Source organism: Nocardia pseudobrasiliensis NBRC 108224 (genome assembly GCF_001613105.1).
Classification (GTDB): Bacteria; Actinomycetota; Actinomycetes; order Mycobacteriales; family Mycobacteriaceae; genus Nocardia; species Nocardia pseudobrasiliensis.
On record NZ_BDBS01000034.1, the window covers coordinates 106,496 to 131,746 of the forward strand.

12 protein-coding genes, 1 tRNA gene and 2 pseudogenes are annotated in these 25,251 nt (G+C 68.0%); 7 read left to right on the forward strand and 8 right to left on the reverse strand.

All coding sequences use genetic code 11. The annotated features are described in order from the left end of the window. Window positions 1-4,344 carry a non-ribosomal peptide synthetase family protein gene (locus NP4_RS26245; protein WP_082876234.1) on the forward strand — a complete coding sequence of 1,448 codons (4,344 nt, stop codon included), beginning with the start codon at window positions 1-3 and terminating at the stop codon, window positions 4,342-4,344. Next, window positions 4,337-5,725: an FAD-dependent oxidoreductase gene (locus NP4_RS26250; RefSeq protein ID WP_211335958.1), complete on the forward strand. Its 1,389-nt coding sequence runs from the start codon at window positions 4,337-4,339 to the stop codon at window positions 5,723-5,725. Before NP4_RS26245 ends, NP4_RS26250 begins: the two co-directional genes overlap by 8 nt. Window positions 5,726-5,745: 20 nt before the next feature. On the opposite strand, the gene NP4_RS26255 is transcribed toward NP4_RS26250, so the two are convergent. The 4 genes from NP4_RS26255 to NP4_RS26270 all read right to left on the reverse strand — a co-directional run bounded on the left by NP4_RS26255 (window position 5,746) and on the right by NP4_RS26270 (window position 15,218). Continuing rightward, entirely contained in the window at window positions 5,746-6,462 is a 717-nt protein-coding gene (locus NP4_RS26255) for a response regulator transcription factor (RefSeq protein ID WP_245998496.1), read from the reverse strand. Window positions 6,463-6,510: 48 nt separating this feature from the next. After that, complete coding sequence (locus NP4_RS26260) at window positions 6,511-7,947, reverse strand: flavin monoamine oxidase family protein (RefSeq protein WP_068003146.1); 1,437 nt, start codon at window positions 7,945-7,947, stop codon at window positions 6,511-6,513. Between the two features lie 372 nt (window positions 7,948-8,319). Next, on the reverse strand, window positions 8,320-9,285 hold the full coding sequence (locus NP4_RS26265) for a hypothetical protein (protein ID WP_068003149.1): 966 nt from the start codon (window positions 9,283-9,285) through the stop codon (window positions 8,320-8,322). Between the two features lie 170 nt (window positions 9,286-9,455). Beyond that, the gene (locus NP4_RS26270) at window positions 9,456-15,218 is read right to left on the reverse strand and encodes a non-ribosomal peptide synthetase (RefSeq protein WP_169813810.1); all 5,763 of its coding nucleotides are present in this window, start codon (window positions 15,216-15,218) and stop codon (window positions 9,456-9,458) included. A gap of 529 nt (window positions 15,219-15,747) precedes the next feature. Between NP4_RS26270 and NP4_RS26275 the strand changes: the two genes are divergently transcribed. After that, the gene (locus tag NP4_RS26275) at window positions 15,748-16,446 is read left to right on the forward strand and encodes a DUF8020 domain-containing protein (protein WP_068003156.1); all 699 of its coding nucleotides are present in this window, start codon (window positions 15,748-15,750) and stop codon (window positions 16,444-16,446) included. Window positions 16,447-16,603: 157 nt separating this feature from the next. Continuing rightward, complete coding sequence (locus tag NP4_RS26280; protein ID WP_068003159.1) at window positions 16,604-17,035, forward strand: SRPBCC family protein; 432 nt, start codon at window positions 16,604-16,606, stop codon at window positions 17,033-17,035. A gap of 27 nt (window positions 17,036-17,062) precedes the next feature. Here the strand turns inward: NP4_RS26280 and NP4_RS26285 are convergent, their stop codons facing one another. Continuing rightward, window positions 17,063-17,449: a hypothetical protein gene (locus NP4_RS26285; protein WP_068003164.1), complete on the reverse strand. Its 387-nt coding sequence runs from the start codon at window positions 17,447-17,449 to the stop codon at window positions 17,063-17,065. A 192-nt stretch (window positions 17,450-17,641) separates the two neighbouring features. Here NP4_RS26285 and NP4_RS26290 point away from each other — a divergent pair, with 192 nt between their 5' ends. The 3 genes and pseudogenes from NP4_RS26290 (at window position 17,642) to NP4_RS43440 (ending at window position 22,517) form a co-directional block, all read left to right on the forward strand. Next, complete coding sequence (locus NP4_RS26290; RefSeq protein WP_068003215.1) at window positions 17,642-19,132, forward strand: short-chain fatty acid transporter; 1,491 nt, start codon at window positions 17,642-17,644, stop codon at window positions 19,130-19,132. A gap of 217 nt (window positions 19,133-19,349) precedes the next feature. After that, window positions 19,350-21,638: pseudogene (locus NP4_RS26295) on the forward strand (MMPL family transporter); the annotation flags it as partial. Window positions 21,639-21,767: 129 nt separating this feature from the next. Continuing rightward, on the forward strand, window positions 21,768-22,517 hold the full coding sequence (locus NP4_RS43440) for an MSCRAMM family protein (protein WP_255285556.1): 750 nt from the start codon (window positions 21,768-21,770) through the stop codon (window positions 22,515-22,517). A gap of 21 nt (window positions 22,518-22,538) precedes the next feature. Here the strand turns inward: NP4_RS43440 and NP4_RS26300 are convergent, their stop codons facing one another. From NP4_RS26300 to NP4_RS26305, 3 genes and pseudogenes are all read right to left on the reverse strand, one after another. Then, window positions 22,539-24,068 carry an acyl-CoA carboxylase subunit beta gene (locus NP4_RS26300; protein WP_245998572.1) on the reverse strand — a complete coding sequence of 510 codons (1,530 nt, stop codon included), beginning with the start codon at window positions 24,066-24,068 and terminating at the stop codon, window positions 22,539-22,541. Window positions 24,069-24,125: 57 nt separating this feature from the next. Further along, window positions 24,126-24,470, reverse strand: a pseudogene (locus NP4_RS42785) (flavin reductase family protein); the annotation flags it as partial. A gap of 384 nt (window positions 24,471-24,854) precedes the next feature. Continuing rightward, window positions 24,855-24,936: transfer RNA gene (locus NP4_RS26305), tRNA-Leu, on the reverse strand. Window positions 24,937-25,251 lie beyond the last annotated feature (315 nt).

Sequence of the window (25,251 nt, forward strand, 5' to 3'; positions counted from 1 at the left end):
ATGGCGGCAACCGATCGAGGATCAGCAATCGACGTCGAGCGAGCGCCCGCCTCACCGGCGCAGCCGGGCATGTGGTTCGCCAGCACCTACGGCGACGATCCCACCGCCTACAACCAGCCGCTGGTGCTGCGCGTGCGCACTCCGCTCGATCACACCCGGCTGATGCGGGCGCTATGCCTTGTGCACCAGGACAATTCGGCGCTTCGCACCACATTCGAGATGAACGCCGACGGTGAGCTGCTGCAGGTGGTACACGGCGAACTCGCGCCGATCGTCGAGGTGTGTGAGTACCCGGGCGGCGATCTCGAATCGTGGGTGGCCGAACAGGTCGCGCAGGTCGGGGCCGCGGCCTTCGATCTGCGCGACGGCCCGCTGGCACGGCTGCGGCATCTGCGGGTGCCCGGCGGCAGCGTGCTGGTGTTCAACATTCATCACACCGTCTTCGACGGCATGTCCTGGAAGCCGTATCTCGGGCAGGTGGAGGCCGCGTATCTCGCACTGGCACAGAGCGACCAGCCACCCCGGCGACGGCCGCGCCAATCCATCGAGGCGTATGCGCGCTGGGCGGAACTGGCCGAGGATCCGGCGACACTGCGGTACTGGCAGGACAAACTCGCCGGGCCCCCGGCCGCGACGCCGATCGGATTGCCGGGACAGGGGCCGACCCGGCAGGTGGTCCGCCAGACGGTGCTCGACTCGGACACTTCGGCTCGTGTGCGCGAATTCTGTGCCGCACAGGGCATTACGACAAGTATGTTCTTCATCGCCCTGAGTTTCCTACTGCTGCACCGGCATACCCGCCGCGACGATGTGCTGCTCGGCCTTCCGGTCACGGTGCGCGGGGCCGGTGACGGCGAGGTGCTCGGCCATCTCACCAATACCGTGGTGCTGCGCCACCGGCTGGGACCGGACGCGACCGCCCGCGATGTGCTGGGAGCGGTGAAACGCGAAGTGCTCGAGGCGCTCCGACATCGGCACACCCCGCTGGAGGCGGTGGTCGGCGGGCTGCGCGCGTCCGGCGGCGGCCGCGACGGGACGGGCGAGGTGTTCGACGCGATGATCACCGTGATGCCGTCGAACGCCCGGCGACTGGGACTGCGCGAATGGGGCGCGGAGACCTGGGAGCACGCGGCGGGCGGCGCGAAATACGAACTCGCGATACTTGTCGACGAGACCGCCGAGCACTACACGCTCAATGTCGAACACGCGACGTCCGCGCCCGGCGGGGAGAGCTTCACAGCCTTTCTCGCCGAGCGCCTGCGCACCCTCGTCGACAGCGTGCTGAGCGAACCGCAGACGCCGGTGCGCGAACTGCGCTGGGTGGGTGCGCAAGAGCGACAGGCGATCACGACGCTGTGCGCACGCCGCGCCGACGCGCCCGAGTTGGGTACCGAGCTGACCGCCGACCTGTTCACCGCGGCCGCCGCGACGGCCGATGCCGAACCCGCGATCATCGCCGACGGCACGGTCATCGACTACGCCGAGCTGTCGCGCCGGGTCGACGCGGTGGCCGCGGGCCTGGCGGCCCGGGGTGTGCGCGACGGCCGTCCGGTCGCGGTGCTCATGCGGCCGGGGATCGAGCTGGTGACGGTGATCATCGGCATTCTGCGCGCGGGCGGGGCGTATGTGACCCTCGACGCCGATCAACCGGCGGAGCGGCTGGGCTTCGCGCTGGGGGACTGCGGCGCGGAAATTCTCGTGCGCGCGGCCGATATCGAGGTGTCCGGCGTTCCGCTGTCCGACGGTCTCGCCATCGTCGATACCTCCGAAATCGACGGTGGGACAGCATTTGTCGAGAATGGGCGCAAGACGCCGCGCGATACGGCCTACATCGTGTACACCTCCGGCTCCACCGGCAGGCCCAAGGGCGTCACGCTGCCGGAGACCACACTGGCCAATCTGGTGCGCAATCAGGCCCTGTTCTCCCGCGGACGCGCGCTGCGCACCCTGCAGTACATGCCACCGGCCTTCGATGTCTTCGCCCTGGAGGTCTTCGGAACGCTGTGCGCCGGAGGAACTCTCGTCGTACCGCCCGTCGCCGCGCGCACCGATTTCGAGGAACTGGCCGCGCTGCTGGCCGAACAGCGGATCGAGCGGATGTATCTGCCGTATGTCGCGCTGCGCGAACTCGCGGCCGTGCTGCGATCGTCCGCGCTGGAACTGCCGGAGCTGCGCGAGGTGTACGTCACCGGCGAACGCCTGGTGATCACCGCGGATCTGCGGGAGATGTTCCGGCGCAATCCGAATGCCCGCCTGATCAATGCCTACGGTCCGTCCGAGGCGCATCTGTGCAGCTGGGACGCGCTCCCCGCGGATACCGACGCCTGGCCCAGCGTTCCCGCCATCGGCCGGGTGGTCGCCGGCGTGGATGCCTATGTGCTGGAAGATGATTCGACCGGGGCGGCGCGGCAGGTTCCGTTCGGCGTGGAGGGCGAACTGTGTATCGCGGGTCCCGTCGTCTCGCCGGGCTATATCGGGCTGCCGGACAAGACGCGCGAGGCCATGGTGGCCGATCCGTTCGTCGCCGATCAATTGATGTATCGCACCGGCGATGTGGTCGTACTCGCGCCGGACGGGCAGCTGCACTATCGCGGCCGCCGCGACGATCAGGTCAAGATTCGCGGCTATCGCGTCGAACCGGGTGAGATCGAGGCCGCGCTGGAACGCGCGCTGGCCGTGGTGGCGGCCGCGGTGATCGTGGTGAGCGCCGGAGGTGACCGCGCCCTGCACGCCTTCGTCCAGAGCGCCGCCGACCCACCGGCGGACTGGCGTGCCCGGCTCGGAGAAGTCCTGCCGGGGTACATGATTCCGCGACAGATCACCCGCGTCGACACGATTCCGGTGACGCCGAACGGCAAGACCGATCGCCGGGCGCTGGCCGAGTCGCTCGACCGGTCCGAGGCCACGGCCGCGGTGGCCGAGGCCGATTGGACCGAGACCGAGCGCGCGATGGCCGAGCTGTGGGCCGAGGTGATCGGGCAGCCGCCGGACTCACCCGAATCCGACTTCTTCGTCCTGGGCGGACATTCGCTACTGGCCGCCCGCCTGCATCGAATGGTCAAGCGGCGGTTCGCCACCGATATCGCGCTGTCGGCGCTGTTGAGCACGCCGACCCCGCGCGGAATGGCCCGATGCCTCGTCGATCGCGGCGGCGGTGCGAGCCTGGATCTGCGCGCGGAGGCCGAACTCGGCGAACTCGCGGTGGGACAGCGGCGCGAACCGGTCGACGGGGCCGTATTGCTCACCGGGGCAACGGGTTTCCTGGGCAGTCATCTGCTCGACGAACTGCAGCGGTCCGGGCGGCGGGTGCGCTGTCTGATCCGCGCCGAGAGCGTGGCCGACGGGCGGGATCGGGTGCGCCGCACCTTCCGCAAGTTCGCGCTCGATCCCTCCCGGCTCGACGAGGTCGAGATCTGCCTGGGCGATCTGGCCCAACCGCGACTCGGGCTCGGGGACGACTACGAGGCGCAGGCGCGGACGGTGAGCGAGGTCTATCACGCGGCCGCGCACATCAACTTCGTCGTGCCGTATCACACGGTCAAGCGCACCAATGTCGACGGACTGCGCGACCTCATCGAACTGTGCGCGCTCAATCGCACTCCGCTGCGGCTGATCTCCACCCTCGGGGTGTTCCCGCCGGATTCCACGAGCGGGCGGGTCGCCGAGGACACGGTGCCCGGCGATCCCTCGTCCCTGGGCATCGGGTATTCGCAAAGCAAATGGGTCGCCGAACATCTCGCGCTGCGGGCTCGGGCGGCCGGACTGCCGGTCACCGTGCACCGCGTCGGCCGCATCGCGGGACACCGCCGCACCGGCGCGTGCCGACACGACGACTTCTTCTGGTTGCAGATGAAGGGTTTCGCCCTGCTGGGCTGCTATCCGCAGGACATCGTCGAGGCCCCCGCGGTCGATCTGCTGCCGGTGGACTATGTGGCGCGGGCGATCATCCGGCTGTCGGAAGCCGAGCCGGACAACGAGAACTGGCATCTCTATCACACGGACGGGCTCGACTGGCCCACGATCATCGCGGCCATTCGCGAGCAGGGGTATCCGGTGCGCCCGGCCGCTTCCGCCGACTGGTTGGTCGCGCTGGAACGGCAGGTCGAGACCGACGAACGCAGCCAGGGGCTCGGGCCGCTGGTGCCGTTCATGCGGGAGGGCGTGATGCGTCTCGGGGCGCACTCGTTCGACAACGAGAAGTCCAGGCGCGCACTGGCCCGCCTCGGCTGCCCGTATCCGCCGGCGGATACCGGATGGATCCACCGGATGTTCGAGTATTTCCGCGCCGTCGGCGCCCTGCCGCCGTCGGACGCGCCGCCTCAGGGAGGAAGTTGCAGTGCCTGAAGTCCAGATGCGCTCGGTGGTGATCATCGGCGCGGGCCCGGTCGGCTGTGCCCTGGCCACGCTGCTGCGGCGGCAGGGTCTGCGAGTGGACCTGTTCGAACGCGAAGCGGAGTCGGCCGGTACGGGATCCGGTCACTCCTTCAATCTCACCCTCACCTCGCGCGGACTGGACTGTCTGCCCCGATCGGTCCGGCGACGGCTCTATCTGCAGGGCACCGTGCTGGCCAAGCGGATCATCCACCACCGCGACGGCGCGATCTCCACGCAGCCCTATGGCACCTCCGACGCGCATCACCTGCTGTCCATTCCGCGGCGGGTACTCCAGGACATCCTGCGCGATCAGGCCGAACGGGCCGGGGCCCGAATCCATTACGGCCGACGGTGTGTCGACGTGGACACCACGCGCCCGGCCGCGCTGCTACGCGAGGCCGGCGGGCGCACCGGCTGGGTCACCGGTGATCTGCTGGTCGGCTGCGACGGCGCCAACAGCGCTGTGCGCGAGGCCATCTCGGCCGAACATCCGACGCGCATGTGGGTGACGCGCGAGACCATCGCGCACGGATATGCCGAGATCACCATGGATTACGGCGATGCCGATCCGACCGGTATGCATCTGTGGCCGCGCGGCGATCATTTCCTGCAGGCCCAGCCGAATCAGGATCAGACCTTCACCACGAGTCTGTTCAAACCGGTAGCCGGGGACGCGTCGCATCGGCACTTCTCCGAGCTGCCGTCGGCCGAGGCGATCAGCACCTACTGCGCGACCGAATTCCCGGATGTGTTCGGGCGGATGGTCGAGGTCGGATCCGATTTGGCCGCACGCGATCCCGGGCGGCTGCGGATCGTCAACTGCGCGCCCTATCATCATCGGCGCGCGGTACTGGTCGGCGATGCCGCCCATGCCGTGGTGCCGTTCTTCGGGCAGGGCATCAACTGCAGTTTCGAGGACGCCGCGACGCTGGCGCGGCTGCTGGCGAAGTTCCGCTTCGGCGCACGGCCGGAGGCCGGGGCGGTCGCGCACGTGGTGGCCGAGGAGTACAGCGATGTGCGGGTGAAGGCCGGTCACGCGCTGGCCGAGCTGTCGCTGCAGAATCTCGACGAACTGTCCGATCATGTGAACGATCCGCTGTTTCTGTCCCGGCGTGCGCTGGAGCGACGGCTGCACGAGCTGTGGCCGGAGCTGTACACCCCGCTGTATCAGATGGTCGCGTTCAGCCATATGTCCTACGACGCCGCGCAGCGGACCCACCATCAGCGCAGTGCCGCGTTGGATTCGCTGTGCGAGGGCCGGGATCTCACTCGTGAGCAGGACACGGTGATCCGGGAATTCGTCGAGCGGTACGGTCGTCGGTTCGCGCCGCAGGCCGTGCGGACCGGATAGCGATGCGCGCCCGCGCCCGGCTAGCCCGCGGCCTCACCGGCGCGGGCGGGCTTGGGCTTGCTCATTTCGTCGTTGAACCGGAAGCCGACGCCGTGCACGGTCACGATCCAGTTGGGGCAGCCGAGTTTCTTGCGGATGCTGCTCAGATGGGTGTCGATGGTTCGGCTGGCCAGCGAGGTCACCTCGGCGTCCACATCGTCGTAGCCCCACACCCGCTGCAGCAGTTCGGCGCGGGAGAAGACCCGGTGCGGTTCGGTGGCCAGCACGCGCAGCAGTTCGAATTCCTTGCGGGTCAACTCGATCAGCCGACCGCCGATGCGGATCTCGCGCAGTGCGGAGTCGATCTCGAGTTCGCCGACGATCAGCGACGGCTGCGACATGATGTGCGCCCTGCGCAGCAGCGCGCGCAGGCGGGCCATGAGTTCACGGCTGTGATACGGCTTGACGATGCAGTCGTCGCAGCCGGCCTCCAGCGCGAGGACACGGTCCAGTTCGAAGGAGGAGGCGAAGGCGATCATGGGAATCTCGCTGGCCCTGCGGATTTCCCGGCACAGGGTGAGGCCGTCGAAGTCGGTGAAGTCGAGGTCGATCAGGACCACGTCGAAATCGGCATAGATCGCCATGGTTTCGGCGCCGGTCGAGATCGGCTCGGGTTCGAATCCGTGTCGCTTCAGGTCCTTGACCGTCTCCTCGATCCCGTCGCAATCGGCTACGACCAGCAGGCGCGGATGTAGCAACTGACTCCTCCTTTCCAGTACGCCACGAATTCACCGATCGCATCGGTATCACGTCGAGGACATTTCGATGAGCACGCGAATCGCCGATTCCAGTGCGTAATTCATCGACCCCCCGTTGGGTTCGAATGCGGTGTGCTCGCCCGCAAAATGAATCCTACCTTCCGGTCTGGCGAGATGAGGCATGAGTTCGCCGTGACCCGTCTCCGGAAGAATGTAGGCGCCGCCGGTGAAAGGTTCGTTGTCCCAGGCTACCGATGTGCCGAGTTCGAAGTTTTCCCGAGCGCCGGGCAGAATCGGCTCGAGTTCGCGCAGCGCGAAATCGAGCCGTCCGTCGGGGCTCAGTTCGGCGGCCGCCTGGGCGGGCCATCCGGTGAGCCAGCATTCGATGATCTTGCGTGGTCCGGGTTGGCGTGGCGTGGCATCACGGACCGTGCACAGCGCGGTATCCGTCGATATCATCAGCCGTTCTTCCGGCCAGAACTTCTTGCGCATCTGTAGAAATATCCTGAGCACCGACGCGTACCGCAGCCGGCGTATCGCCGAGTGTTTCGTCGCCGACATACCCGCTTGCGAGAGATTGATGCGTCGCACGCTGGGAAACGGCGCGGTCAGGACCATGCGGTCCGCCCGCAACGTGCGCAGCCGGTCGCGATCGAGGACGGTCGCCTCGACGCCGTGGGCGTCCTGGGTGATCCGGACGACCGGACTGCGGTAGCAGACCCGCTCGGAGATCTTGCCCGCCAGCGCCCGGGCCAGGGTATCGGTGCCGTCCTTGATCTTGTACCAGCCGCCGTCCGCGGTGGAGAACGAGCGCGGGCCCGATTCGTAGCGCGCCCAGGCCATCGCCGACGCGGATTCCAGTTCGCCACCGCGCATCTCCAGGAACATCGGTTCCATCAGGCCGATCGCGGCGGGTGAGGCGCCGCGGCGGGTGAGGATCTCGCGCACCGAGATTCGGTCCAGTTCCAGCAGGCGCGGCGTGGGATTCCAGTTCGGCTCGGTGAGTTCGGGGCCGATACGCGCGTTGTGCCCGGCGACGTAGTCGGCGAGCATGCCGGGCACCGACAGATCGCGTTCGCGTTCGGACAGTCCCAGTTCCTCGGCGTGATCGCCGATCTTGTCGGGCCGGATTCGACGACCGGCGCGGTAGTAGCGGAAGTCGGTGTCGACCAGATCGCTGGGTTCGGTGTCGAGGCCCATGCGGCGCAAATAGGCCATGGTGTAGTGGCAGTGGCGCGTCACGGTCATGGCGCCCGCCTCGGCGTGGAGATCGTCGGCGAACGGGTGGCGCAGCGTGCGGGTTCTGCCACCGGGTCGGGCATCGGCCTCGAGAACGGTGACCGCGATGCCCTGCTCGGCCAATTCGCAGGCGGTGGCGAGTCCGGCCAGACCCGCGCCGACCACGATCACCGAATCGACGGCGGTCTGCGCGGGAAGGCCACGATCGAAAGTATTTCTGACGTCCTGTTGAGTTGGCCCCGGCACGGCTTTCCTTCCGGTGAACTGCGCATCGAGCGGTGCTCACCGAACTCATCCGATAACAGGGATTACGAAAGCGAAGCAGCTCGAAATAGAAATTTAGTTCGATTTGAAATTATCGTATCAAGAGTTTTCGGGAGGGTCAAACAAACTGGCAAACTTTGCCAGTTGCCCGTTCTTTACTCGACCGAATCGTTTCTCGACTCTCTGCCGGGACGTCGTTTGCTTGATTGTGATGTGACCTTCGTCACACTGTTTGCCGTGTTCTGATCGGTATTTGAACATTGAATTCCCCGTAACCAAAAGCTATTCCCCAAGGCCACGTGAAATAACGCGGCGTGCGCAACATGTGCACGAGAGCAACATTTGCATCCAGTACTAACTCGGTGTCGGCTCCTCGGCCGCCGGGACGAGCAGAATAGCGACCGGTCCGTCGACGCGTTTACGATCGCTCGTCACCGAAAAGGATGCCGCGCGAAATCGGTCGCCCTCGATCGAAATCGTCTGCTCGACAACGGAATCGGCGGAGGAGGTCAGAACGCGGTCGGTGTCGACCTGATCGAGCACCCGGCCCAGTAGCCGCTCGTCCTCGAGGGCGGGCGCGAGTTCGCCGGTCGTGGTCACGGTGACCCGGTTGCGCGCGTCGACCATCAACAGCGTGGCATTGGTGTAGCGCACCAGGGTGCCCAGGCGGGTATCCAGCTCCCGGTCGCGCAGCTGCGCGGTCAATCCGTAGACCGCCGCGCGATCGGATTCGGCGCTGCCGACGATATTGGTACTGGACCAGAAGTGCACCCAGTCGCCCGCCGGGCGCACCGACCAGAACGCCTCGGCGAAGGCGCCCTCCTTCGCGGTCCGGGCGTCGTAGTACAGCGCCAGGAATTCCCCGGCGTCCTCGGGATTGGTGTGCCGCAGCAGATCCCTGATCGGCCGTTCCTCCCCGGGCAGCCGATCGGTGCCGATCAGCGCGAGATTATCGCCGCCGCTGCGGGTGGCGACCTTGCGCAGATCCAGGATCCACGAGTTGTAGATCGGGCGGTCCGGTACGGGCGGGGCCGCGAGCCAGACGATCAGGCCGACCGCGGTGTCATCGGGCGCCATGATCCAGTGGATATGACATTCGAGACCGCCCTCGCAGCGGATCTGGTCCACCGGCGGCTCGGCCAGGGCGTCGGTGACCACCGCGGCGAACAGCTCCTCGCCCTGACGATCGAAGCCCAGTCGAGAGCCGACCCGGCGCAACGGCCGGGCCACGCGCTGCCCGTCCGCGGAGTGCACGAAGATCTCCTCGCGCAGACGGGTCCCGATGACGTCGATGCCGAACCAGCGGCGCGGCAGTTGCATACCGCGAAAGCCTAGTCACCCCGAAATGGAGTGCCGATCCGTCCCCTCCACTCGCGGATCGGCACACCTTACGAGGTGCCGAGCATGCGGAATTCGCCGTCGAACGGCGTAATCGATGTGGGAACTGCTATCCGAGTCCGGGAATCACTCACCAGCCGGCGCGCTCGGAATCATAACACCGTTTCCGCCATCGCCCGAGGGGCCGGGAAGAACCCCACGTCGACGAAGTGGTCGAAATAACGGCCGAGCGTCACGGCGTCGACCGTCGGGCACACCACGATCGTGGGCTCCGGATCCAGCGCCGGCGCGGGTGCGGCGCTACCGACCCCGCCGCCGAAGTTGATGCTCAGCGCCGCGGATCGGGCGAGGGTGTCGTCGCCGGTGACGGCCCGCTGTTCGGCCGTGGTCGTCAGGACCTCGCGGAAGTATTGGGGTTCGACCAGTTCCAGCCGATAGCCGCGACGATGGATTTCGGTCACCAGCGCCCGCAGCGGCGTCGGATGCGGCGGCACGAGGTGATAGGTCGCGCCCGCGTCGCCGAGGCGGCGCACGATCGCGGCCGCCACATGGTCCACGGGAACCATCTCGATCTCGCCCGCCGAGAAATCCGGCGCGAGGCCCAAGACGAGCATGGCCCGCAGCATGGTCCACCAGGCATCGTCGGTTCCGGCGACGCCGGTGCGGGAATCGCCGGTGATCAGGCCGGGGCGGTGGATCGAGGTCGGGATCCCGCGCCCGGCCGCGGCGGTGATCAGCTGTTCGGCGACCCATTTGGTCATCACGTAGTCCGGCACGCCCAGCGGCGGCGATCCGGCCGCCGGAGATCCGGCGAGCACCGACACCGTCGAGACGTAGTGCACCGGCTTCACCCGGGCGGTCGCGGCCAGCCGCAGCACCTCGGTGACGCCGTCGACATTCGCCGCCCGCATGCGCGCGTAGGGTTCCAGATGGTTGACCAGGGCGCCGTTGTGCAGGATGGTGTCGATCCGCTCGGCGAGCTCGCCGAAGCGGGTGGCGCTGAGGCCCAGTCGCGGGCGCGCGAGATCGCCCGCCACAGCGACGATTCGGTGGTCGCGGGCATCGAGGTCGAGGCGGTATCGCTCGGCGGTGGCGAGGATGCGGGCGCGGGCGGCATTGTCGTCGGTGGCCCGGACCAGGCAGTAGATCGTGGCCGAGGTGTGCTCGAGCAGTTCGCGCAGCAGGAACGCGCCGAGGAATCCCGTTGCGCCCGTGAGCAGTACGGTCGCGGATTCGCCCCGACGCGGTGGTGCGCAGTCGGCGGGATCGATCGATGGATCGAGGATCGCGTCGGCCCGCGGGTCCGATACGCCGACCACCGGAGTCCGGTCGGACCGCAGGGCCGCGGCGAGATCGCTCACCCGCGGATAGGTGAACAGTCGGCGCAGCGGCAGGTCGAGGCCGAGTCGTTCGGTGAGGGCGGCGCGAATCCTGATGGCCGACAGCGAGGTCCCACCGAGGGTGAAGAAGTCGTCGTCGCGGCCGACGCGGTCGACGCCGAGCACCGTCGCGAAGACCTCGGCCACCATCCGCTCGTCCGTGGTGGCGGGGGCACGGAATTCGCGGGCAGGCGCGTGCGGTTCGGGCAGGGCGGCCCGATCCAGTTTGCCGGTCGGGCCCAGGGGCAGCCGCGGCAGTCGTAGCACCTGCGCGGGAACCATATAGCCGGGCAGGCGCTTTCGCGCGATGGTCAGCACCTCTACCGGGTCCGCGGCATCACCGGTGACGTAGCCGACCAGCTGTTCCGCGCGCACCGCGACCGCCGCGTCGGTCACCGCCGGATGCGCCCGCAGCGCGGCCTCCACCTCGCCCGGTTCGATGCGCAGGCCCCGCAACTTCAGCTGGAAATCGGTGCGCCCCAGATATTCCAGCGCGCCGTCGCGTGTGCGACGCACTCGATCCCCGGTGCGGTACATCAGCGTCCCGGCCGGGCCGAACGGGTCGGCGACGAAACGCTCGGCCGTGCGGCCGGATTCGCCGAGATAGCCGCGAGCCAGTTGCGGCCCGGCCAGATACAGCTCACCCGGGCTGTTCGGCGGCACCGGATGCAGCCGGGAGTCCAGGACGTAGGCGCGACAGTTCCAGTGTGAGCGCCCGATCGGGACCGGACCGTCGGCGTGGCCGGTCACCTCGGCGGCGGTGATCGATACCGTCGCCTCGGTCGGACCGTACAGATTGTGCAGTCGACCGCCGGGGCAGATCGCGGCGAAGTGCGCGATCGTGGTGGCGGGCAATGGTTCACCGCCCACCCAGACCGCGCGCAGCGTCGACAACGTCCCGGCCGGCGCCAGATCCAGTAGTGCCCGCAGCAGCGACGGCACGGTATTGGTCGTGGTCACGCCGTGCCGCGCGATCGTGGTGGCGAGATACCGCGGATCGCGCTGCCCGTCGTCGGACGCCAGGACCAGCCGGGCGCCGACGGCGAGGGGCGCGGTGAAGCCGATCATCGAGGCGTCGAAGGTGAACGGCGTCATCTGCAGGAAGGTGTCGGCGTCGGTCAGCTCGTATTCGGTGGTGAGGAAGGCGGTCTGGTTGGCGATCGCCGCGTGCGGGACCGCCACGCCCTTGGGGCGGCCGGTCGAACCGGATGTGAAGATCACATAGGCCAGGTCCACGGCGCGCAGGGGCCGCAGCCGCTCGGCGGCGGTGACCGGCTCGTTCGAGAAGCCGGACAGGACTTCGGAATTCAGCAGCCGGTCCACCTGTACCACGGCCCGATCGGTGTGGCCGATATCGTCGCGCGCGGTCGTCAGCACGCACAGCGGGGCCGCGGTGCGGATCATCTCGGCGCGGCGCTCGGCGGGGTGATCCGGATGGACCGGCACGTAGGCGCCGCCCGCCTGCAGGATCGCGTACAGGCCGATGACGAGTTCGGGGGAGGGGCGCATCGCGAGCGCGACGGTCGTGCCGGGTCCGATGCCGAGGGCGATGAGCAGGCGCGCCAGCCGATTGACCCGCCGGGCCAATTCGCCGTAGGTCAGCGATGTCTCGGCACAGCTGAGCGCCGTGGCGTCGGGTCGCAGGCGAGCCTGCTCGTCGAGGCGTGACGGTAGGAACCATTGCGGCACCGGATGTTCCGGGCCCAGCACCGCGCCCGGTTCGGCGTCGTCCAGCAGCGGCAGATCACCGACCGCCAGCTGCGGTCGCGCCACCACGGCGCGCAGCACGGCGACCAGCTGCCGCGCCAGCGCCGCCACGGTGGCCGGGTCGAACAGGTCGGTCGCGTAGCGCCACGAACATCGCAGGCCCGCAGTGCTGTTCGGACCCGGGGGCACCACGGTCAACCGCAGGTCGACGGTGGCGATCTCGTCGCCGGACTCGACGGCGGCGACGGTCAGGCCGGGCAGGCGCAGGACCTGCGCATCGAAGTTCTGGAAGGCCAGCGCCACCTGGAACAGCGGGTGGTGGGCCTGGGAGCGGGGCGGGTCCAGTTCGGCGACAAGCTGTTCGAACGGCAGCTCGGCGTGGGCGAAGGCGGCCAGATCCGTCGCGCGCACGCGATCGAGCAGGTCCGTGAAGGGTTCGGCCGCGTCGATCCGCGTGCGCAGGACCAGCGTGTTGACGAACATGCCGACCAGATCGTCGAATTCGGGTTCCCCGCGCCCGGCCACCGGCGCGCCCACGACGACGTCATCGGTATCGCACCCGCGGGCCAGGACCACCGCGAGCGCCGCGTGGATGAGCATGAACAGCGAGACGCCCCGCTCGCGGGCCAGGGCCTCGAGCGCGCGATGCAATCGGGCGTCGATCTCGAAACCGTGTGCCGCGCCGCGATGTCCGGCGATCGGGGGCCGGGGCCGATCGGCCGGTAGTTCGAGTAGCGGCGGCAGCCCCGCCAGCGTCTCGCGCCAGAATCGCAGCTGTGTGGCCAGCAGGGATTCCGAATCCGTTGCCGCGCCGAGTATCTCGCGCTGCCACAGCGCGAAGTCGGCGTACTGTACGGGGAGTGGCGCCCACGCGGGCTCCGCGGCCGCGGTGCGCGCCTGGTAGGCGGTCATCAGATCGCGGGTCAGCGGGGCCAGGGAGAAGCCGTCCGCGGCGATGTGATGGATGACGACCGCCAGAACGTAGTCGTTCTCGGACATTCGGAAAAGGCGGACCCGCAGCGGAGCCTCGCGGGTGATGTCGAAGCCCCGGCCGACCAGCTCCGCGATCGCCTGCGGCAGAGCGGTTTCGGTGCTGTGCGCCGGTTCGGGGTCCACGGTCACCCGCGCCGCGGGCAGGATGTGCTGATATCCCTCGCCCTCGTGCTCCGGATACACCGTGCGCAGCACCTCGTGGCGTTCGAGGAGATCGCCGAGCGCGGCGCGCAGGGCGGCCACGTCCAGATCGCCCGACAGGCGCAGCACGATCGGGATATTGTGGGCGGCCGAGTCGGGGTCCATGCGCGCCAGGAACCAAATCCGTTGCTGTGCAAGGGCCATCGGTACTCGTTCGCCGCGTTCGCGCGGCCGCGGCCGGGCGGCGGATTCGGTGTGGTGCAGCCGGTCGATCGCGGCGGCGAGGGCGGCCACCGTGCCGTATTCGAATACGGTGCGGGCGGCGACCCGGACTCCGGCGTCGGCGCCCACGCGTCCCGCCAGCCGGGTCGCGAGCAGCGAATTGCCGCCCAGATCGAAGAAGTCGTCGTCGACGCCGACGCGCGGCACACCGAGCAGGTCGACGATCGCGGCGGCCACGATGCGTTCGCTGCGGGTGATCGGGGCGCGGTAGCGGGCGGCGACGCGCGGCCGCGGCGTCGCGTTCGGCTCGAGCCGCGTGGCGGGGCGCGCGCGTCCGAGGAATTGCAGCCGGGGGAGTCCGTCGCCGCCGGTCACCCATCGGACCACATCGCCGGTGCGATACATACGTCCGGCCGGATGGGCGATGAATCGGGCGGCCGTGTGGCCCGGGCGATTTCGGTACCCGCGCGCCAGGGCGACGCCGGTCAGATACAGCTCACCCGCCATACCGGGCGGCACCGGGCGCAGTCGTTCGTCGAGCACCCGCGCGGACAGGCCCGAGATCGGACCGTCGATCAGGGCCGCAATGGAAGTTTCGACCGAGCCGTACATCGGTAGCACCTCGCGGGCGGGGGACCAGCGATCGAGGAGGTCCGGCGGACACGCGCGGCCGTCGACCAGCAGTGTGGTCAGTTCGGGCAGCGCGGTGGGATCGAGTTCGGCCAATAGCGCTGGCGGGAGGTGGGCGTGGGTCACCCGCTGCGCGCGCAACAGTTCGGCCGCGTCGGTAATCTCCTGTGGCGCAAGAACTGCCGTGGCTCCCGCCGCGAAGGTGAGGAGCAGCTCCAGGATCGCGTGGGGCGAACCGGTGGGGGCGAGGTGCAGGACGCGGGCGGCGGAGTCGATGCCGGTGCGCCGGATCTGTGCCGAGCACAGTGCGGTCAGCCCGGCCTGTGTGACCGTCACGTCGTCGAGTTCGCAGGCCGCCGAGTCGGCGCGCAGCCGCCGGACGCGATCGCCGTGATAGAGCGGCTCGGATGACAAGCGGGCCAGTTCGGTGCGGCACCGGTCGGAGTCCAGTGCCAGCCATTCGATCGAATCGGTCAGTGTGCCAACCAGATCCGTGCGGGTGAGGCCGAGGCGTGCGCCGGAGTCGGCGATCCACCGCGGTGCGTCGTCGGGGGCCACCGGTACGAAGGCCGCGCCGGATTTGGCGACGGCCCACAGCGCGATCACCGCATCGGCCGAGCGGGGCAGCGCCAGGATGACGCGATCCTCCGCGCCGAGACCGCGTGCGATCAGCGCCCGGGCCAGCCGTGCGGACCGCGCGTCGAGCTCGGCGTAGGTCAGCGTCCGGTCGCCGCAGCTCAGCGCGGGTGCGGACGGGTCGCTTTCCACCGCGGCCGACAGCAGATAGGGCAGGGTGTGCGCGGCCGTGCCGCGGGCCTCGGGTTTGTGTCGGCGCGTTCTCACGATCCGGTTGGTCACCGGTGTTCCCCCTTGATTCGGTCATCTTTCGAGAAACTGGTCAGTCGCTTAGCTATCGACCGGCCTCCGGAAAGCATTACTAATGCATTACTTTCTGAAGGAAGAATTTTTACCATGCCATCGGCGCGGCCGATCACGCTCGCTGCTCGCGAGCGCCCCCCGGATCGAGCGGCCGCTAACCCGCCCGCTCGAACAGGCCGTTACAGCTGTGTCGCGCGTCGACGGTCGCGGGCGGGTGGAGCTTCACAGTGGAATCTTTACCCCCTCGAACCCCTTCGCCGCAATGCCTGATTCACAACTTCTGCCGGGCCCGGCCCTGATCGGGATATGTTGTGTACGAGCGGATTCCGCTCGACGCGCGCGAACGGCGACCTCTCGCTATACTCACGGCGAGTTGACAGGTAACTCTAAGTTTTCACCCAGCCGTACCGAACTGGACATTCCGGGTTTTCCGGACTCGGCTTCTATGCATCGGACTCTGCTGGACACCTGACCAAGGGAAATCGAAGTAAGCATGCTGATGAGGAGATTCGCGGTTACCTCCGCGATGCTGATTGCCGCCATCGGCGTCACGGCTGGCGCCGTGAACGCCGCCCCCGCCGACAATGATGTTGTCTACTACAAGGCGACGACCACCGATCAGAACACCGTGATCTCGACCGATGCCGGCTCGATGGTCGAAGAGGACGGTGTCTTCAAGATCAAGGCCGCCAACGGAACCACCGTTGCCGGAACGGATCTGAAGTTCCGGGTCGACGATTTCGTATTCCCGATCGAGGCGAAGATCGACGGCCGGAATGCCACGCTGACCCCGCAGTTCGTCGCGGAGAAGGCGGTCTACCAGCCGGTCGCGCTGCCCTACGAGGACACCGCGCCGTGGAAGACCCCGTACGACCGTGAGCAGGCGGCCTGGAGCCGTATGACCAGCACCATCTCCATGGGCGCGACGATCGGCACCCTGGTCGGCGGCATCGGCGGCGCGGCCGTGGGCTGCATCCTCGGTGGCGCGACGCTCGGCGCGGTGACCAGCGCCCTGACGGCCATGTTCGGCCTGGCGGCCGGTGTTGTGGCGGGTTGCCTCGCGGGCTTCCTGGCCATCGGAGCCCTGGGCACCCTCGCGGGCCAGCTGCTCGTCACCGCCCCGGTGGCGATCCTGGCCGCGGCCCAGTACTTCACCACCATCAACCAGCCCTTCACGCCCCCGGCCAAGTAGGGGGTCAGACCCGGCGGAGTTCGCCGGGGGGACAGCCGATGCCCCGCTCCGTCCCGGGCGGGGCATCGGTGTGTCCGGATACGGATTCGCCCTTGTGGTCGACGTCGTTCAGGCTATAGTACAAATGTCTGATACATACGTCTTAGGGGGATTCGTCATGAAGGTCATCACCGTCACCCGCGCCACCACCGCGAGCCCGGAAACCGTCTGGGAGCTGTTCGCCGACGTTCCGGGGCGCATTCGCTGGGACGACGAACTGGAATCGGCGATCATCGAGGGCCGTTTCGGGCTCGGCGCGCGCGGCCGGGTGAAACTGAAGGGCCAGCCCGAACGCGACTGGGAGATCGTCGAATGTGTTCGCCCCCAGCGCTATACCGACCGCTTCTTCCTCCCGCTGCGCGGCACGATGGACTGGGCGCACGCCATCACGCCCACCGCGTCCGGATGCGAGGTCACCTTCGACATCACCGTCGCGGGCCCCACCGCCCCGGTGCTGCGCCCGATCATGCGCGCGATTCTGACCAGGGCGTTACCGCCGACCGTCGACAAGTTGGTCGCGGTGGCGGAGGGGCGAGTGGCCAAGGCGTAGGGGAGTTTTCGGCGGCACCCGCGGAGCTCAGGGAGTCACCTTCGCCTGACCGGAGACGACGATGTCGTCGCGATCGACCAGGGCGACGCGCACCTGTACCCGCTGGCCCTGGGTCAACGGCGGACCCATCTCGATCACGGTGGATTGATGGGAACCGTCGCAGGTGACGGCGTTCTGGGCGCCGGTGGACGACGGGCGATCGGCGTCGGGGGCGCCGACCATGGCCTTGATGGCGACCACGCCCGCATTGGCGTCGCAGCTGTAGTCGACCAGGACGCCGCCGTCGCCGATACCGCTGATATCTATCGAGTTGTCGGCGAGGGCCGGTCCGGCGGTCGAGACGAGGGCCGCCGCCAATGCGGCGAAGACGCTCGAGGCGAGGGCGGGGCGACGGAAGTTCGTGACAGTCATCATGGATCTTCGTCCTCCTGTGTGGGGTACCGCGGATCCGTACACGACATTCGACTACCCATTATCACAGAGTGTTCTCCTCGGGCAGCCACGACAATCTGCGGCAGCAATCGCCCACAGCGGCCGAGTCGGGCTGGGATGATCACGGTCGGCTTGTAGCAGTGAGCCGTGTTCCACCCGGTCGGAGGTTTGAAGATGTCGCAGGGCCCGCATTCGACCGAGGCGGTGGCGCAGCCGGACGGTCCGGACCGGGAAGAGACCGCAGTGGGGCGAATCGCGTTGCGGTTCACCGCATTCACCGAACGCTGGCTGCCCGATTCCTTCGGCTTCGTCCTCGTCGGCACCTTCCTCATCGCGCTGCTGGGGCTGGCGACCCGGGTGCCGCTGACGGGTATGCCCGCCGATGCGGCCGCCACGACGGGCTTCGGACTGGTCGACGCGTGGGGTAAGGGCTTCTGGAGTCTGATCCAGTTCACGCTGCAGATGACCATGATCATTATCGGCGGCTACGCGGTCGCGGTGTCCCCGCCGGTCGCCCGCGTGCTCGCCGGACTGGCCCGGATACCGTCGACCCCGCGGGCGGCGATCGCCTTCACCGCGGCCGTTTCGATGTTGACGTCGTATCTGAACTGGGCGTTCAGCCTGATCTTCACCGCGATGATGGCGCGCGAGATCGCCCGGCGCATGGGCGGGGTCGACTATCGGGCGCTGGGCGCGATGGCATTCCTCGGCCTGGGCACCGTGTGGGCGCAGGGTCTGTCCGGTTCGGCCGCACTGCAGGTCGCCAGCGCCGGATCCAACCCCAAGGCCGTGCAGGACGTGATCAAAGAGGGGCGCGGCAGCGGGGTGATTCCGTTGACGGACACGATCTTTCAGTGGCAGAGCCTGGTCGCCACGCTCATCGTATTCGTGGTCGCGGTCGGCGTCGCGTGGCTCATCGCACCCCGCGGCGAGGCCGCCAAGACCGCGGCCGATCTCGGCGTCGAGCTGAAACCCCTTGTGCCCGAGGACTCCACCGCACAGCACACCCGTCGCCCCGGCGACTGGCTCGAACACAGCCCGCTGTTCACCATCCTGCTCGCGGCCCTCGGATTGTGGTATCTGATCCGGTATTTCGACCACGCCAAGGGTGGCGCTCTCAACGCCCTGGACCTCAACACCGTCAACCTCATTCTCATCCTGCTCGCCCTGCTCCTGCACTGGCGACCCGCCAACCTGGTCCGCGCCATCCGCGACGCATCACCCGCCGCCGCGGGCGTCCTGCTCCAATTCCCTTTCTACGGCGGCATTTTCGGCATGATCGCCTACACCGGCCTGTCCAAGACGATCGCGGGCTGGCTCACCAGCATCGCCAACGCCGACCTCTACCCCGCCCTGATCGCCGTCTACTCCTGTGTCCTGGGCATCTTCGTCCCCAGCGGCGGCAGCAAATGGGTCATCGAGGCCCCCTACGTCCTCGACGCCGCCAACCAACTCCACGTCAACCAGGGCTGGATGGTGGTCGTCTACGACCTGGGCGAGGCGAGCGCGAACCTGCTGCAGCCGTTCTGGATGCTGCCGACACTGGCGGTGCTGGGCCTCAAGGCCCGACACATCATGGGTTTCACGTTCGTGATGTTCCTGGCGTGCTTCCCGGTGGTGTTGGTGTTGGTGACGGTACTCGCGCAGACGCTGTCGTTTCCCTGATGTGGTGTATTCGGCATCTACACCCGCGCGGGATCGCAGACCGTCGCGTTGCTGAGTCTGTGCCTGGCCCTTCGCTCCACGCGGTAATCGTGCGGTAAGCTCGCGATCCTCGAAGTTGCTCCTCGGTTTACGGCTTTCGATCGATCCGCGGGCCGCGAAGGTTCTTGTAGAGGCCCGGAACTCAGCACCATCCGGTTACCTCTAGGAGAGCCCGTTCGTGTCCGCATACCTCTATCGGTGGGGGAGATTCGCCTTCCGCCGCAAATGGATGGTTCTGCCGGTGTGGTTCGTACTCCTCGGAGTGCTCGGCGCCGCAGGCAGCATGCTGAGCAAACCGATGAGCGACGAATTCAGCATGCCGTCACTGCCGTCGGAGCGCGCCACCGCGATCCTGGACAAGCAGTTCCCGGGCATGTCAGGGCAGTTCAGGATCGACGCGGTCAGCGGCGCCTATGTGATCGAGGCGCCCGCGGGTACGAAGCTGACCGACAAGAAGAACAGCGCGGCCGTCGACGCGCTCATCGCCGATCTGAAGGCCCTGACGGTCGACGGCGGTAACCACCGACTCGTCACCGACAAGAACGCCGCGGCACTGAAGAATCCGGTCGAGGCGACCAAGGCGATGGGCTGTCTGACCAAGGCCGATCCGGCCGTATGCTCCGGGGCTCCGCTCAATGTGTTGAGCAAGGACGCCCCGGCCACCGTCGCCGTGCTGTCGGTGCCGTTCGACATCGCCTCGCCGATGGATATCAGCGAGGAGGAGCGGCACGCGGCCTACGACGTGGCCGCCCCGGCCCGCGCGCAGGGTTTGACCGTCGAACTCGGCGGGGCCATCGCGCAGCGGCAGGAACAGCCCAGCGGGCGTGCCGAGATGATCGGCATGGGTGTGGCGCTGGTGGTCATGGTGGTCGCCTTCGGCGCGATCGTGGCGGCCTTCGTGCCGATCATCACGGCCGTAGTCGGTTTGGGCGCGGCGACTTTGGTGATTTCGCTCGGCACCGCCGTCATCGAGGTGCCGAGCTTCACGACGTTTTTGGCGTCGATGATCGGTATCGCGCTGTCCATCGACTACGCGCTGTTCATCGTCTCCCGCTACAAGCACGAACTGCATGTCGCGGACAGTCCCGAGGAGGCCGCGGGCATCGCGGTCGGCACCGCCGGATCCGCGGTGGTGTTCGCCGGTCTCACCGTGATCGTCGCCCTGAGCGCCCTGGGCATCGTCGGGGTGAACTTCCTGACCTTCATGGGTCTCGGTGGCGCGGTCGCGGCGTTCTTCGCGGTGCTCACGGCCATCACCCTGATGCCCGCCCTGCTCGGCGCGTTCGGCCGCCTGCTGTTCAAACCGAGACTGCCGCTGGTGGCCCGCCACGATCCGGAGGACGACACCTCCGTCACCAATGGCATGCGGGTGGCCCGCCAGATCGGTAAAAGGCCTTGGCTCGCACTGATATTCGCCGTGGCGGCCCTGGCCGTGCTGGCCACTCCCGCCCTGCACATGCAGTTGGGTCTGCCGGGTGCGGACAGTCTCCCGACCGACACCACCGCTCGGCGGGCCTATGACATCCGCACGGCGGGGTTCGGTGAGGGCAGTAACGGAATCCTCACTGTGGCAGTCGATCTGGAGAGGGTGCCCGAGGGCGAGCGCAAGGCCGCGGTCACCGCGCTGCGCGATCGGCTCGGCGAGTTCCCGCAGATGGATTACGTCACCACGCCGCAGTTCAGCGCGAACGGGCTCGGCGCGATACTCAACGGCGTCCCGAGATCGGGGCCGAACAATCAGGACACCAAGGATCTGGTTCGCGCGGCCCGCGACGCCGAAGGGGCGCTGGCCGAACGGTACGGCCTCGCCTACGGGATCACCGGCACCACAGCGATCTACGCCGATATGGACCACGTCCTGCTCGGCAAGATCGTTCCCTACCTGGCGATCGTGGCCGGTGCGGCCTTCGTCCTGCTGATCCTGGTGTTCCGGTCGATTCTGGTCCCGCTCACCGCCGCCCTGGGCTTCCTGCTCTCGATGGCGGCCACCTTCGGCGCCACCGTATTGATCTTCCAGGAGGGTAAATTCGGCCTGATCGCCGATCCGCGGCCGATCATCAGCTTCCTGCCGATCATGTTGATCGGGTTGGTATTCGGACTCGCCATGGACTACCAGGTTTTCCTGGTTACCCGGATGCGCGAGGAATATGTGCACGGCAAATCGCCGAGGGATGCCATGATCTCCGGCTACCACCACGGGGCGCGGGTGGTGACCTCGGCGGCGATCATCATGATCTCGGTGTTCGGTTCCTTCCTGCTGGAATCCGACGCCACCGCCAAATCCATGGGCTTCGCGCTGGCCGCCGGTGTCGCCATCGACGCCTTCGTGGTACGGATGCTGCTGGTGCCGGCGCTGTTGGCGATCATGGGTAGATGGTCCTGGTGGATTCCGAGGTGGCTCGACCGCATCCTGCCGGACATCGATGTCGAGGGCGCGAAGCTGCGGCGGTCGCGGCCTGAGCGCGCGGAGTTCGAAGTCGCTGTCGCCGAGCAGGTTTCGGAACGCGCCGCAGCCGGTGTCTCACATTCGGGCACGAATGGTAATGGGGCACACCGGCTGCCGGTCACGGCGGATCTCCACGCCATCGGTGGCCGCATCCGTCGTATCGACGGGCATCCGGTGCCGGATGCGGTACTGACACTGATAGATCAACGCGGGCACCAGATTTCACGCACATCGGGCGATGGTGGCGGCTCCTACGCCATCGAACCGCTCGCGCCGGGAAACTATGTTCTGATCGTCTCCGCGCACGGCCACCAACCGGTCGCGATGAACATCACCGCCGCGGACGGCGCACAGCACCTCGATGTCACACTGCAGCCGTCCGGCGAGTTGTCCGGCGTTGTGCGCACGGCCGCCCGCGAACCGGTGGCGGGTGCGACGATCACGGTGACCGACCCGCAGGGCGAGGTGGTCGGCGTCGCGGTGACGGCGGCGAACGGCGCGTACGCCTGCCACGGCGTGCCGGCCGGAACCTACACCTTCGTCACGGTCGCCGACCGAATGCGCCCCACCGCAACGACATTGACCGTGCCCGAGGGCGGCCCACTGCGTTTCGACGTCGAACTGGCTCCGATGGCGATGCTGTGCGGAACGGTGCGCGCCGACGGCCGGGCGGTCCACGACGCCCGAGTCACGGTCCTCGACTGGTCCGGCGCACCCGTCGGCACCGCCCGCACCGACGAGGACGGCCGCTACGTCGTAACGGACCTGCCCGAGGGCGAGTACACCGTCGTGACGCGCGGTTATCCACGGGTGACGGGACAGGTGACCATCACCGGCAGTCGAGTCGATCACGATGTGCGGCTGGGGTTCGATATCGAGGAACGCGTGGAGCTGTCGTGACGCGGACCGCATTCGAAAGTCTCAGCGGCGGTTGGTCTTCGGGGTCGGATACGCGGCCGCGCGCAAAGTGGACGCGATCAGGGTGCGGGTTTCCGCCGGGTCGATCACGTCGTCGATCTCGAGGACTCGCGCCGCGTTGAGGGCCTCGAGGTTCTTGCGGTAGGCCGCGGTGGCCTGGGCGACGATCGGTTCGCGTTCGGGCTCTGGCAGTTCCGCGAGTTGTCGGGCCAGGCCCAGGCGGACCGCGCCCTCGATGCCCATCGGGCCCAGGTGTGCGGTGGGCCAGGCCAGGGTGAGCAGGGGACGATGGGTGCTGCCGCCGAGCATGGCCTGTGCGCCGAGCCCGTAGCCGCGGCGCAGCACCACGCCGATCAGCGGCACCGTCAGGCGGGCGCCGGCGGTCACCATGCGCGCGGCCTGGCGGATCAGCCCGGGGCGCTCGGCCTCCGGGCCGACCATGAAACCCGGTGTGTCGACCAGGGATACGACCGGCAGACTCCAGCGCTGACACAGTTCGAGGAAGTCGGCCGCCTTGTCCGAGGCGTCGTTGGTCAGCGCGCCCGCGTTGTGAGCGGACTGATTGGCCAGGATGCCCAGCGGGATCCCATCGATCTCGGCGAACGCGGTGACCACCTCGGGCGCCCACTCCGGCCGCAACCACGTGACGCTGTCCGCGTCGGCGAGCCCTTCGATCAGGGGGACGACGTCGAAGGCCGCGCGATCCTGGTCCGGCAGCGCCGAACGTAACCACGCCGGATCGGCGCCGGGGACGCCGCCCTCGCCAGGGCCGTCCAGATAACCCAGGACGCGACGCGCCGCCTCGACGGCCTCGGCTTCGTCGGCGACCACGATGTCGAGCACGCCATTGGCCGCCTGCTCGGCGACCGGCCCGATCGCCTCGGGCGGATAGTCGCCGAGTCCGCCGCCGGCGATCATTGCCGGGCCCGCCATGCCGAGATTGGCCTCGGGCGTGGCGATCCGCAGATCCGCACACCCCGCCAGCACCGCGTTGCCCGCGAAGCACCGCCCCGACACGACGGCGATCCGCGGCGTGTCCAGCGCGGCCCACAGCGCGAAGGACTGCAGATCCAGCGCCGACACGATCGGATAGTCGGTGTCGTTGGGCCGCCCGCCGCCACCCTCGGTGAAGAACACCACCGGCAGACTCATCCGATCGGCCACCTCGATCAGCCGATCGGATTTGCGATGCCCACGCATGCCCTGGGTACCGGCCATCACCATGTAGTCGTAGGACAGCACCGCACAGGGACGGCCATCGATGGTGGCCGTCCCGCCGATCAAACCGTCGGCGGGCGTACTCACCACCAGATCCGACAAATCCCGGGCGCGTTCCTGCGCCGCGGTGGCGAACCGCCCGTACTCGATGAAACTCCCCGGATCCACCAGCTCCGCGATGTTCTCCCGCGCGGTCCGCCGCCCCTGCGCGTGCCGCCGCGCGACCGCCTCGGGCCGCGCGGCATCGGTCGTCAGATGCCTGCGCGCCAGCACCTCGGTGAGACCGGAGACGGGAACATCGCTGTCACTGCCCATGGGCGGGACCTTAGCGAAACGGGGCGTGGGTATCGCTGTCGTGGCCGGGTGCAGGCGGCCGTCGATGAACAGTAACGGCGCGCGGTCGCCATGGGTGCACTCCGTCACGTACCCGATGACGATGACGTGATCGCCGCCGGGCACCAGCCTGGTGCGTCGGCACAGCAGCGTCGCGGTGGTCCCCTCGAGCACGGGTAACCCGTGCGGGCCCGCCGTCCACGCGATCTGCTGTTTCCAGCCCATGCCGGTGGTGGCGAACGCGGCGGCGAGGTCGTCCTGGCCGACCGCGAGCACATTGACCGCGAAATAGTCCGCGCGGCAGAAGATTTCGCGGCGACCCGAGGCCTTGCGCAGGCACCAGAGCACCAGGGGCGGCCCGCAGCGACAGGGCGGTGAACGCATTGACGGTGAGTCCCGTCGGCCCCGCAACGGTCATGACGGACACCCCGGTCGCCCACCGGCTCAGCGTGTCGCGGAAGGCGCGTTTTCCCAGGGCGAGCGGAGCGGATCCTCGCCGACGCGGCATCGAGCGGGGGCCTCACCGAGGGCGCGCTCGTGAATCCTGTTGCGGTAGGAACTGTTGTCGATGTCGCCGAATGCGATCTTCGATGTGACGCGGGCGAGCATGATGTTGTCATGACCGCGGCCCCCGTGCCCGGCACGGCGGAATCCGGCGCACGCGGCAGAAATTATCCGAGGTCGAACGCATAATCGCTGGTCACCCCCGTGCGTTCGACTGCACTCGAACACACCCCCGTCAAAACCAGCACATCTGCTGGGATGTTGTGCGCGAGGGGGGACTTGAACCCCCACGTCCGTGGACACTGGAACCTAAATCCAGCGCGTCTGCCAATTTCGCCACTCGCGCGTGATGGTACGACCGTCCAAACTCTACCGGGCTTGACCGGGTTCGCGAAGCACTGGACGGGTGTTTCGTACTGGTGAGTAACACCACCTGGGATTATAACAATTGGGTAACGGGCAATGTGAGGGACCCTCAACTTTCCTACGGGTGGGTAACGGGGTGGGACCAGCGGCTTCGAAACATGAGGGAGGGTCATGTTTCTGAATATTCTTGTACGGTAGTACCGGAATACCGTGGGGTAACCCCTGTGGTGGCAACCGAACATGAGGAATCCCTCATGATTTTGTGTCATCCTCGGCTGCGATCAGGTCCTCAGGG

Coding starts and splice junctions, on each gene's coding strand:
- NP4_RS26245 (WP_082876234.1), top strand. CDS start 1: ATGGCGGCAACCGATCGAGGATCAGCAATCGACGTCGAGCGAGCGCCC.
- NP4_RS26265 (WP_068003149.1), bottom strand. CDS start 9,285: ATGCAACTGCCGCGCCGCTGGTTCGGCATCGACGTCATCGGGACCCGT.
- NP4_RS26275 (WP_068003156.1), top strand. CDS start 15,748: ATGCTGATGAGGAGATTCGCGGTTACCTCCGCGATGCTGATTGCCGCC.
- NP4_RS26280 (WP_068003159.1), top strand. CDS start 16,604: ATGAAGGTCATCACCGTCACCCGCGCCACCACCGCGAGCCCGGAAACC.
- NP4_RS26285 (WP_068003164.1), bottom strand. CDS start 17,449: ATGATGACTGTCACGAACTTCCGTCGCCCCGCCCTCGCCTCGAGCGTC.
- NP4_RS26290 (WP_068003215.1), top strand. CDS start 17,642: ATGTCGCAGGGCCCGCATTCGACCGAGGCGGTGGCGCAGCCGGACGGT.
- NP4_RS26300 (WP_245998572.1), bottom strand. CDS start 24,068: ATGGGCAGTGACAGCGATGTTCCCGTCTCCGGTCTCACCGAGGTGCTG.